We start from the raw sequence: 11,595 nt of genomic DNA on the forward strand, positions 1-11,595 counted from the left end.
GTTATCCGGTTGCAGAGGAAGGTAAACGTGATTTCGCGAAAGCGGGGCCGTTCGGCTTGATGCGGATGCCCGGGCGCAGCCGCGTCCACGGCAGGGTGGCGGGATCGGCCGGCATCGCGCCGGGCGCGGCGCAGATCAGGAGCTTTTCGGCGATCGGTTCGAAATCGGCGCGGAAATGCACCGAGCTCTTGTTGACGAGGATCGCCTGCGCGGTCGGCTCGATGCCGACATAGCGATACATCGACTGATCCGCGAGCTGCGCCTTGTGCGAGCCCACGACCACCCTGACATCGCCGATGCGCAAGCACGCCGATGGTCCCATCTCCATGTCGCGGCCGCCATAAAAGGGACCCGGCGCGATAAATCTGCCATCGGACAGTTTTTCGACGACGAACGTCTCGTGGTAGGGCGCATCACCGGGAATGCCCGACTTGCCGCCGATCGCGAGCGTGATGGTGGCGCCGGCGCCGGCTTCATGCGCGGCTTTTGCGGAAGCCGGATCGTAGATCACGCCGATCGCGGCGCGCTTTGCCTCGTTGCGGACCAGCGCGCGCAGCATGCCGGTGGTGTCGGAATCACCCCCGGCGCCGGGATTGTCCTGGGTGTCGGCGATGACGATCGGCTTGCTCGCGGTTTTTGAAAGTTCCATCGCGTAACGCACGCCTTCGTCGGGCGCGAAGATGCGGCCGTCGAAATCGTCTTCGTGCCCGGTGACGATTTTTGCCAGCGCGTCCGCGGCGGCGTCGGCATCTCCTTGCGTCCTCCCATAGGCGAACACGCTCGGCCCGCAATGCTCAAAATCCGCCGCCGGAAAACCCGGCGCGAATGACAGCGTCGGAACTGCCTCGCTTTGCATCGCCGCCAGCTTTTCGTAGATGCCTTTGGTCGGCTGATCGTTGGTGCATTGCCAGCTGATCGGAATCAGGAACGGCAATTGCCGGAACGCTTTTGCGAATTTCTGCTTTGTCTTGAGCAGCAAGGCGAGATGCTTGGCGGCGGCGCGGCCGGTCTCGGCCATGTCGACATGCGGATATTTGCGATAGGCGATCAGCGCGTCCGCCTGCTCCATCATCTGCGGCGTGACATTGGCGTGCAGGTCGAGGCTCGCCACCAGCGGTACGTCGTGGCCGATCACCTCGCGCACGCGCCGCAAAACTTCGCCTTCGCCGTCGTCGAGGTGCTCCGTGACCATGGCGCCGTGCAGGTCGAGATAGACGGCATCGAGCGGCCCTGCCGCTGTTATGCCGTCGACCATCACCTTGACGATTCGCTCATAGGCATCCTTGGTCACATGCGCCGAGGGAGTGGCGCCGCAGGAAATCGTCGGCACCAATTCCCAGCCGTTGTTTTTGGCTTCGCCGGCAAAGCCCGCCAGACCCACATTGATGCTATGCATGACTTTGAGCACATCGCCGCCCGTGGCCATCGCCGGCCAGCCACCGCCATGCACAAAATCCTCATAGGTCGCCTTGGTCGGCGCGAAGGTATTGGTCTCGTGCAGGAAGCCGGCAACGGCGATACGGGTCATTAATTCTGCCTCAGTCGATCGTTCGTGCGCGCGACGTTAGCCTCGTCGTCGCAAAAAGCGCAAGCGATGAAGCAATCCCGCCGCGCATGGCTTCGAACCGTTTCGGGATTGCTAGGTTTGCCACCGGCCCATCCCCGTCATTGCGAGCCAACGGGTCGGCGCAAAGCGCCGCCCGATGACAGGCTCCACGAAGCAATCCATCGTGAAGGAAGCAAGCTGGATTGCTTCGTCGCTTGCGCTCCTCGCAATGACGGCGGGATTTAGGCGACCGCCCCAGCCGCAACCGGCCTGAAATTCGCAAAATCCCACCCCCGTCCGGGGGCGGCTTCGAGCAACTGCTTGGTGTACGCCTGTTGCGGATGGGTCAGGACCTGCGCCGCCGGCCCCTGTTCGACGACGCGGCCATGCTGCATCACCGCGACGTCGTCGCAGATTTGCGCTGCGACGCGCAAATCGTGGGTGATAAACAACAGCGCGATGCCGAGCCTGGTCTGGATTTCGTCGAGTAGTTCCAAGACCTGCGCCTGCACCGAGACGTCGAGCGCCGAGACCGCTTCATCCGCCACCAGCACATCCGGATCGAGCGCGAGCGCGCGCGCAATCGCGATGCGCTGGCGCTGGCCGCCGGAGAATTGATGCGGATAGCGCGAGATGGCATCCGGCGGCAGATCGACCAATTCCAGGAGCTCGCGCGCTTTCGCCAGCGCTTCCTTTCGCGGCATGCCGTAATTGATCGGACCCTCGGCGATGGTCTCGCCGACGGTGATGCGCGGATTGAGCGAGCGGTAAGGGTCCTGGAAGATGATCTGGATGCGCTTGCGATGCGGCTGCAATAGCCTTCGCGACAGTTCGGAGATTTCGCGCCCGACAAGCCGAACGCCGCCGGAGGTCGGATCGATCAATCGCACGATGCAGCGCGCCACCGTCGATTTGCCGGAGCCGCTTTCGCCGACAATGCCGAGCGTGCGGCCCTTGCGCAAAGTGAGAGTAACGTCCTTTGCCGCCACCACCTCGCGGGTGCCGCCGAACAAAAAGCGCTCGCGATAGACTTTGCCGAGCTCGTTGGCTTCCAGCACCACCGGTTCCCGCGATTCCGCGCGCGGCCGGCGCGGCACCAGGCTCGGCACCGCCGAAAGCAAATTGCGGGTGTACTCCATGGTCGGCGCGCGCAGGATGGTGTCGAGCGGACCGGTCTCGACCAATTGCCCGTGGCGCATCACCGCGACGCGGTCGGCGATCTCGGCGACCACGCCCATGTCATGGGTGATGAACAGCACCGCGGTGCCGTGATCCCGCTGCAGGTCGCGGATCAGGGTCAGAATTTGCTTCTGCGTGGTGACGTCGAGCGCCGTGGTCGGCTCGTCCGCGATCAGGAGTTTTGGCTCGAGCACCAGCGCCATCGCGATCATGATGCGCTGGCGCTGGCCGCCCGACAGCCGGTGCGGATAGGAGGCAAAGATGCGTTCGACCTCGGGCAGCCGCACCTGTTCCATCATCTCGAGGATGCGCTTTTTCCGCGCCCGGGCGTCGAGGTCGGTATGGACCCGCAGCACCTCGTCGATCTGGCGGCCGACCGGCACCACCGGATTGAGCGCCGTCATCGGTTCCTGAAAGATCATCGCCATGGTGGTGGCGCGCAACTGCCGCAGGCGGCGATCGGAAGCCGTGAGCAGCTCTTCGCCGACCAGTTGTATGCTGCCGCCAGACGGCACCAGCGAGCCTTTTTGCAACAGGCCCATCACGGTCAGCGACGTGACTGACTTGCCCGATCCGCTTTCGCCGACCAGGCACAGTGTCTCGCGCTCGCGCACCTGCAGCGAGATGCCATCGATGATGCGCGGAGCTTTCGGATTTTTGCCGAGGCCGACGACGAGATTGTTGATGTCGAGGACGACGTTGGTCATGCCGTCACCGCTCTCTCCGCGTCATTGCCTGCGACAAACGCGAAGCGTTTGCGCAAGGGAGCGCAGCGACGAAGCAATCCAATTCTCCGCGCGGCGATACTGTTATGGATTGCTTCGCTGCGCTCGCAATGACGTTCCATCACTTCCCGCCCTCCCGCTGCTTCATGCGGGGATCGAGCGCGTCGCGTGCGGCGTCGCCGATCAGATTGACGCTGAGGATCGCGATCGACAGCAACAGCCCAGGCCAGAAGATCAGCGACGGTTTGATCTGAAAATAGGCGCGGCCCTCGGCCATGATGTTGCCCCAGGTCGGGGTCTCCGGGCTGATGCCGGCGCCGAGGAACGACAAAATCGCCTCGGTGAGAACCGCGGACGCGCACACATACGTGCCTTGCACGATCAGCGGCGCAATTGTGTTCGGCATCAGATGCCGCCACATGATCTTCGGCAGGCTGGAGCCGACCGAGATCGCGGCTTCGACATAGGGTTCCTCGCGCGCCGACAGCACGACCGAACGCACCAATCTCGCCACCCGCGGAATTTCCGGAATGGTGATGGCGATCATCACCGTCATCAGGCTCGCGCCCGACAGCGAGACCACGGCGATCGCCAGCAGGATGCTCGGGATCGCCATCAACCCGTCCATCACCCGCATCATGACCGCGTCGACCCATTTGAAGAAGCCGGAGACGAGGCCGATCAGAAGCCCGATGCCGATAGAGATGACGGCGGCGCCGAGGCCGATCAGCATAGAAATGCGCCCGCCATAGAGAATGCGCGACAGCACGTCGCGGCCGTAACCGTCGGTGCCGAGCAGGAACTGCGCGCTGGCGGGTTTCAGCCGCTGCGCCGGCGCCAGCAGCAGGGGATCATGCGGCGACAGCCAGGGCGCCAGCACGGCGGACAGGATCACCAGTGTGAGGCAGATGGTGGCGGCCGCGATGATCGGCGTTGCCGTGAGAAATCCGAGCCCCGGCCGGAACGGCGTCGTGATCGGTATCGAGGGTTCGGGAAGGGTTTCGATCGCCATCAGCAGCGAATCCTCAATAACGAATTCTGGGGTCAAGGAACGTGTAGGCGACGTCGATCAAGAGATTGACCGCGACATAGATGCCCGAGGTCAGAAGGATCATCGCCTGGATCACCGGATAGTCGCGCGCCAATACCGCATCGACGGTGAGGCGGCCGATGCCAGGCAGGTTGAACACGCTCTCGGTGACGACGACGCCCGATATCAAAAGCGCAAAGCCTGTCCCGATCACGGTGATGACGGGCACCGCGGCGTTGCGCAGCGCGTGGCGCAGCAGCACGGCGGTCTCATTGATACCCTTGGCGCGCGCGGTGCGCACATAATCCTCGCCCAGCACGTCCAGCATCGAGGCGCGGGTCATCCGCGCGATCAAGGCGACATAGATAAAGGACAATGTGCAGGTCGGCAGGACGATGCGTTCGAGGAACGGCCCAAAACCGGCGGTGATGCTCTTAAAACCCTGCACCGGCAGCCAGCGCAGGTCGATCGCGAAAATCTGGATCAGCACATAGCCGATCACGAACACCGGCACCGAAAAACCCACTACCGACAATCCCATGACAAAACGGTCGATCCAGGTGCCGTGCTTCCACGCCGCGATCACGCCGAGCGGCACCGCGACAACGATGGAGAGGATAATGGTCGAGAGCGCGATCGAGATCGACGGCTCGATGCGCTGGCTGATCATTTTCAGGACCGGCACATTGGAGATCAGGGACACGCCGAGATCGCCATGCAGCAGCTTGTTGATCCAGGTAAAGAATTGCGTGTAGAGCGGCTCGTGCAATCCGAGCGAGACGCGGATGCGCTCGAGTTGCTCGGGCGTTGCATTGTCGCCGGCGATGATCGCGGCGGGATCGCCGGGCGTCAGCCGCAGCAACAGAAACACAAATAAGGCGACCACGCCCATCACGGGAATGGCGGCAAGAACGCGGCGAAGCAGATATCCGAGCATCGTTTTCCGTGAGTTATGCGCCAACCCAGACTTGAACCCAGACTTGGGGTTGTCGCGGATTTTTTGTTTCCCGCCCGTAGTCGTCGGGCGAGCAAATCCTGTGCCATCGGGACGGCCAAACAATCACCCCGCGTCATGCCCGGCCTTGTGCCGGGCATCCACGTCTTTCTTCGCGTCAAAGCAGGAAGACGTGGATGGCCGGGCATAGGCGAGCGGAAGCGACGCCGTCCTTCGGACGGCTATGCCCGGCCATGACGAAGATAGCACCTTATCACTCCAGCGTCGCCAGCAGGCCCGCCATCAGGCGGCCGCGCTCGGCGAGGCTGTCGACTTCGATATGTTCGTTCAGCGTATGGGCATCGGCGCCGCGCACCCCTAAGCCGTCCAGCGTCGGGATTCCCATCGCGCCGGTAAAATTGCCGTCGGAGCCGCCACCGGCGCTGCCATGGGGCAATTCGAGCCCGAGTTGTTTCGCCACCCCGCGCGCCTTTTCATAGAGCGCCATGGTGCCGGCACCGGGCTCCCATACCGGCCGCGTCACGCCCCGCGTCACCTTGAAGGTGACATCATTGGCGGCGCCTGAAAGCGCCAGCATGCGCTCGACGCCGCGATCGAGATCGGCCTGGCGTTTGGCCATGCTCAGCGCCTCGCCGGTGCAGGTGGTGGCGACGCAATTGACCCATTGGCCGCCATGCACGATGCCGACCGAGAAGGTGCAGTCGTCGCTCGTCATGGCGTCGATGGCGATGATCTGGCGCGCCATCTCGCGGATCGCCGAGCGGCCCGAGGACAGCGTGGCGCCGGCATGGCTGGGCTTGCCGATGGCCTCGAGATTGAACCGCGCAATGGCATAACGCCCTGTGACCACGCCGTTATTGGGCCGGCCCGGTTCGGGCACCAACACATATTTGTTGCGCGCGGCTTCCGCCTCGATGATGTCGCGGGTCGAGGGCGTGCCGACTTCCTCGTCAGGGGTGAACAACACCGTGATCGGCAGCGGCGTCGTAAAGGAAGCGCGCGCCAACTGCCGGATCGCTTCGAGGGTCAAGTAATTGCCGCCCTTCATATCAAAGATGCCGGGGCCGAAACATTTGTTGCCCTCGCGCCGCCACGCTAGCTTCTCCAGCGTGCCGATGGGGTGAACGGTGTCGAGATGGCCCGCGATCAATATCCCGGGCTCGCTTTGTTTGGGGTGGGGAAAGCGCGCGCGCACGCAACCGCCAAATCCTTGCCGCCCGGCGATGCGTTCGATCGTCGCTCCCATGATCGCCATCTCGCGCGCGGCGATGTCGAGCATGCGCTCGACCGCGCTCGCATCCCAGGTCGGGCTTTCGCATTCGACCCAGCTGCGCAAGCCTTGCAACATGGCCTCGGAATCGAAGGGAAGGTTGGCGGGGTTCATCGGGATTCTCTTTGGTTTTTGAGCGGGATGTTTCGGTTGTCGTCGCAGCGACGCGAGGCTTACGAGAAGGATCGGCAGGCGATTTGTAAAGTGAAACATGCGCGGCCGTCAGCCAACATTGGTAACCGGAAGTCATGCGCCAAAACCCGATTGACGCGCCGAGCACTTGGTGCAAGTCTCAAAACTTAAGGATTTGCAGCGTGTTAGTGCGCCTAAATAACGGCCCTCATGCTTAACAAATGACCGGTGTTTGACCGGTTTCACGTCAGGAGACCAATCGATGTTCCACTTCTCGCGCTGGAAGCGCCCCTTGATCGCGTCGAGCCTGGCGCTGGCGGCGCTGGCGCTGGCATTGCCGTCGCAGGCGGTTGCCGCCGGCAAGACCATCACCGCGGTGATGCATGCTGATCTGCGCACGCCCGGCATGATGACGACCGCCTACATCGTGCGCGATTTCGGTTACATGATCTTTGACACGCTGCTTGCGGAGGACGCCAACTTCAAGATCCAGCCGCAGATGGCGGAATGGAAGGTCTCCGACGACAAGCTCACCTACACCTTCACGCTGCGCGACGGCCTGAAGTGGCACGACGGTCCGCCGGTCACCGCGGAAGATTGCGTCGCCTCGCTCAAGCGCTGGGGCAAGGCCGACGGCATGGGCCAGAAGCTGATGGATTTTACCGCCAGCATCGAGGCCACCGACCCGAAAACCATCACGCTGAAACTGAAAGAGCCCTACGGCCTGGTGCTGGAGTCGATTGGAAAGCCTTCCTCCTTCGTGCCGTTCATGATGCCCAAGCGTCTGGCGGAAGCGCCGGCCGACAAGCCTCTTCCGGAATTGATCGGGTCCGGTCCCTTCAAGTTCGTGCCGGCCGAATTCCAGCCCGGCGTGAAGGCGGTCTACGAGAAGAACACGGACTATGTGCCGCGCAAGGAGCCGCCGAGCTGGACCGCCGGCGGCAAGGTGGTGAAGGTCGACCGCGTCGAATGGATCACGATGGCGGATGCGCAGACCGCGGTGAATGCGCTGCAGTCCGGCGACATCGATTTCATGGAAGCGCCGTCGTATGATATTCTGCCGGTGCTGGAAGCCAACCCGGACATAAAACTTGAAACCCTGAACAAGCTCGGTCTGCAGACGCTGGGGCGAATGAACTTCCTTCAGCCGCCTTTCGACAACGTCAAAATACGACGCGCTGCGTTCCTGGCGCTGAACCAAAAGGACGTGCTGGACGCACTCGTCGGCAATCCCAAATATTACAAGGTCTGCGGCGCGGTGTTCGTCTGCGACACGCCGCTCGCCACCGACATCGGCGCGGAGACGCTCATCAAAGGCAACGGCATGGCGGAGGCGAAAAAGCTGCTCGCCGAATCCGGCTATGACGGCACGCCCATCGTGATCATGGCGCCCGGCGATGTCGTGACGCTGAAGGCGCAGCCGATCGTCGCGGCGCAATTGCTGCGCGACGCCGGCTTCAAGGTGGACGTGCAGGCCACCGACTGGGGAACCGTGGTCAGCCGCCGCACCAGCCAGAAACCGATCAAGGAGGGCGGCTGGAATATGTTCTTCACCAACTGGGTCGCCGCCGACGTGATCAACCCGGTCGTCAATGTGTCGATCGGCGGCAGAGGCACCAAGGGCGGCTGGTTCGGCTGGTCGGAAAACGCCAAGATCGAAGGGCTGCGCGATGCCTTCGCGCGTTCCTCATCGCCCGAAGAGCAGAAGAAGATCGCCGCCGACATCCAGAAGGAAGTCTACGACCAGGTGATCTATATTCCGCTCGGGCAGTTCTTCGGGCCGAGCGCATGGCGGAAGTCGCTCTCCGGTGTACTCGATGGTCCGGCGACGCCGATCTTCTGGAACATCGACAAGTCGGAGTGAGGGCAAGGCTCGAGGGCAAGGCTCGAGGGCAGGGCTCGAGGGCAAGGCTCGCCGTTACACCGGAAACGCCGCAAGGTGCGGCAGCATTAGCTCGTTGACGCGATCGGGCGCCTGTTCGCCGGCGAAGTGGCCGACGCCCGCGAGCGCTTCGAAGCGATAGGGCGCGGCGACAAAATCCGCCGTGCCCTCGGCCGCCATTCGTCCGACCGTCTCATCCGCATCGCCCCAGATGTAAAGCGTCGGCACGCGGATCGGGCCAAGCGGCGTGCGGATCGCGCCGCGCGCGCGATACCAGGTGAGTGCGGCTTCCATGGCATCGCGGTTGCCGAGCACGGCAAGATGCTGGGCGATCGCGCTTTCGGGAACGCCGGCGGCGGCGAGACGTTCGCGCAGTTGTTTGGCATCATCGGCCAGCAGTTTTTCGCCGGCATCGGGTTCGAGAAAGGCCGTGTGGTGCCGCGAGCGGTAGGCCTGATCGCCGTCGAGCATCGGCAACGCGCGATTAAACGCGTTCGGATGCGGCCGCGACAACACGGTGAGCGAGGCCAGCCGCTCGGCGAAGCGATCGGCGAGCGCCCAGGCGATGCTGCCGCCCCAGTCATGGCCGGCGAGATGGAAACGCCGTTCGCCGTAGCCGCACGAGGCCGCGATCGCCATCGCGTCCTCCACCAGCCGGTCGATATGATAGTTCGAGGCGTCGCGCGGGTCCGGCCGCGCGCCGGGCGAATAGCCGCGCTGGCTTGGCGCCACGGCGCGATAACCGGCATCGGCCAGCGCCTCCAGCTGCGCGCGCCAGCAATGCATGGATTCGGCAAAGCCGTGCAGCAACAGCACCATTGGCGCACCCACGTCGCCCTCGACGAGGGCGTCGAAGGTGAGGTGAGGGGTGATGGCGATGTGCTGAAGCTCGGTCACGACTCGCAGTCTAGCACCGAAACAAGACGTCTTGACAGATAAGTAAGCTATAGCTTACCGTTAGTCATGACTTACGCAAATGCGGCTTACAGAAAACCGGCCCACGGAAATGCGTTGACCGTGCTTGCCGACCCGACGCGGCGGAAAGTGTTCGAGCGCCTGCGCGCCGGGCCGCATCCGGTGAATTTGCTTGCTGCGGGACTGCCGGTCTCGCGGCCGGCGGTGTCGCAACACCTGAGAGTCTTGAAGGACGCCGGCCTGGTCGCAGAGCGCAGCGAAGGCGCGCGCCGGATCTATTCGCTGAGGCGCGAGGGCCTTCAGGAGCTGCGCGAATGGCTCGACAGTTTTTGGGGCGATGCGCTGGAGGCTTTCAAACTGGAAGCGGAAAAACCGCTAAAGAGCGGAAGGAGAAAGTGAATGAACGAGATGGCCGCCATCGCACCCGTACGCAAAACCGTCCGCGTCAAGGCGCCGATTACGCATGCGTTCGAGGTCTTCACCAGCGGCCTGACGCGCTGGTGGCCATTCGACCACGGCGTCGGCAAGAAACCGATCCAGAAGGTTCTGATGGAGCCGCGGCTTGGCGGGCGCTGGCTCGAGATCGCGGACGACGGCAGCGAGACCTCGGTCGCCACTATCACGGTGTGGGAGCCGCCGCATCGGTTGGTGATGGTCTGGCAGGTCAACGCGCAATGGAAGCCTGACGCGACGATGAAATCCGAAGTCGATGTTCGCTTTTCCGCCGACGGGCCCGATGCGACCGAGGTCGAACTGTTGCACCACAAGTTCGAGACGATGGGCGCCGAAGCGGGCGCCTCAATGCGGAAGGATGTCGATGGCGGCTGGCCGGGTCTGATGGCACGTTTCGCCAGCGAAGCCGAGCGAAGCAAAAATCAGACCGCGTGAAACCATCAAGCGAAGGAGATCGTCATGTCGGAATTCACAGTCCACTCCGTTGCCGGCAGTCCGTTCGGACGCGCCGTCCTGGCGACGCTGGAAGAGAAGGGCGCATCCTATCGGTTCTCAGCGGTCGCAGGCGGCGGCTTGCGCGCGCCCGAACATCTCGCCCGGCACCCCTTCGGCCGGGTGCCGGTGCTGCAGCACGGTGGCTTCATGCTCTATGAGACGCAAGCGATTCTGCGCTATCTCGACCGCGTGCTGCCGGCGCCCGCGCTGACGCCACCAGATGTAAAACGCGTCGCGCGGATGGATCAGGTGATGAACATCAACGACTGGTACCTGTTCCACGGCGTCGGCAACGTCATCGTCTTTCATCGCGTCGTGGGACCGCGGGTAATGGGGCTTGCGCCCGACGAGGCCGCCATCGAAGCCGCGATGCCCAGGGCGCGCACGGTGTTTTGTGAATTGGCGCGGCTACTGGGCGAGCAAGCTTTTTTCGCAGGCGAAACGATCTCGCTCGCCGACCTGATGGTGGCGCCCGCCATCGGCTTTTTCGCGCAGACGCCGGAATGGACCGAGCTCGGCGCGCCGCATCAAAACCTCGTCGCGTGGCTGGCACGAATGGAAGACCGGCGGAGCATGCGGGCGACCACGTGGGAGCGGGTGTCGGAGATGGCAGAGGCGGCCTGAGCGCAAACAGCCCAACCTCGGCGCGGATCCCACTTCGCATGCGATCAGCAGTGGTTGCTGCGGGGCGATTCCAGCCCGTCGTTGAGGACCGGCGGGGCGCTCTGCGCAGGGGGCGAACGCACGTCCTTGCGCGGTTCGCGCGCTGATCCCGGGCGCTGATCCTTCTGATTGTCATTGGCCATGTCGTCTTGCTCCATTGCTGCAGTACAACATCCGCACTGCAGCAATGTTCCGCAAGTCCCGCGGCTCCCTTACGCCGAATGAGTCACGACCTGTTGAAGCAATAAATTCGCTGACAGGATCGGAGAATTACGGTGACGGTTCAATGCGATTGAAGCGGGCTGTGGATTGCACACCCGTAACAGCGTTCCGGCCACCAGACCGCGAAA

General features: G+C 63.4%; 10 protein-coding genes. 4 read left to right on the forward strand and 6 right to left on the reverse strand.

The window, feature by feature from the left end:
* Position 1: 1 nt before the first annotated feature.
* From B5526_RS31585 to B5526_RS31605, 5 genes are all read right to left on the reverse strand, one after another.
* A complete protein-coding gene (locus B5526_RS31585; RefSeq protein WP_079543653.1) occupies positions 2–1,528 on the reverse strand; it encodes a M81 family metallopeptidase in 1,527 nt (508 codons plus the stop codon).
* 260 nt (positions 1,529–1,788) lie between these two features.
* Positions 1,789–3,432 (reverse strand): ABC transporter ATP-binding protein, encoded by a 1,644-nt coding sequence (locus B5526_RS31590; protein WP_079543654.1) that lies wholly within the window; start codon positions 3,430–3,432, stop codon positions 1,789–1,791.
* A gap of 139 nt (positions 3,433–3,571) precedes the next feature.
* Positions 3,572–4,462, reverse strand: a complete 891-nt coding sequence (locus B5526_RS31595; RefSeq protein WP_079543655.1) for an ABC transporter permease — start codon at positions 4,460–4,462, stop codon at positions 3,572–3,574.
* A 13-nt stretch (positions 4,463–4,475) separates the two neighbouring features.
* Complete coding sequence (locus B5526_RS31600; RefSeq protein WP_079543656.1) at positions 4,476–5,417, reverse strand: ABC transporter permease; 942 nt, start codon at positions 5,415–5,417, stop codon at positions 4,476–4,478.
* A gap of 271 nt (positions 5,418–5,688) precedes the next feature.
* A complete protein-coding gene (locus tag B5526_RS31605) occupies positions 5,689–6,819 on the reverse strand; it encodes a M20/M25/M40 family metallo-hydrolase (protein WP_079543657.1) in 1,131 nt (376 codons plus the stop codon).
* Between the two features lie 280 nt (positions 6,820–7,099).
* Between B5526_RS31605 and B5526_RS31610 the strand changes: the two genes are divergently transcribed.
* On the forward strand, positions 7,100–8,701 hold the full coding sequence (locus B5526_RS31610; protein ID WP_079543658.1) for an ABC transporter substrate-binding protein: 1,602 nt from the start codon (positions 7,100–7,102) through the stop codon (positions 8,699–8,701).
* A 54-nt stretch (positions 8,702–8,755) separates the two neighbouring features.
* On the opposite strand, the gene B5526_RS31615 is transcribed toward B5526_RS31610, so the two are convergent.
* Entirely contained in the window at positions 8,756–9,616 is an 861-nt protein-coding gene (locus B5526_RS31615; RefSeq protein ID WP_197688379.1) for an alpha/beta fold hydrolase, read from the reverse strand.
* A gap of 66 nt (positions 9,617–9,682) precedes the next feature.
* Here B5526_RS31615 and B5526_RS31620 point away from each other — a divergent pair, with 66 nt between their 5' ends.
* The 3 genes from B5526_RS31620 to B5526_RS31630 are packed head-to-tail and all read left to right on the forward strand — an operon-like array spanning position 9,683 to position 11,206.
* Positions 9,683–10,033: an ArsR/SmtB family transcription factor gene (locus B5526_RS31620; RefSeq protein ID WP_079543659.1), complete on the forward strand. Its 351-nt coding sequence runs from the start codon at positions 9,683–9,685 to the stop codon at positions 10,031–10,033.
* On the forward strand, positions 10,034–10,522 hold the full coding sequence (locus B5526_RS31625; RefSeq protein ID WP_079543660.1) for an SRPBCC family protein: 489 nt from the start codon (positions 10,034–10,036) through the stop codon (positions 10,520–10,522).
* A gap of 24 nt (positions 10,523–10,546) precedes the next feature.
* Positions 10,547–11,206 (forward strand): glutathione S-transferase family protein, encoded by a 660-nt coding sequence (locus B5526_RS31630; protein WP_079543661.1) that lies wholly within the window; start codon positions 10,547–10,549, stop codon positions 11,204–11,206.
* Positions 11,207–11,595 lie beyond the last annotated feature (389 nt).

It is taken from the genome of Bradyrhizobium lablabi (genome assembly GCF_900141755.1).
Taxonomy (GTDB): domain Bacteria; phylum Pseudomonadota; class Alphaproteobacteria; order Rhizobiales; family Xanthobacteraceae; genus Bradyrhizobium; species Bradyrhizobium lablabi_A.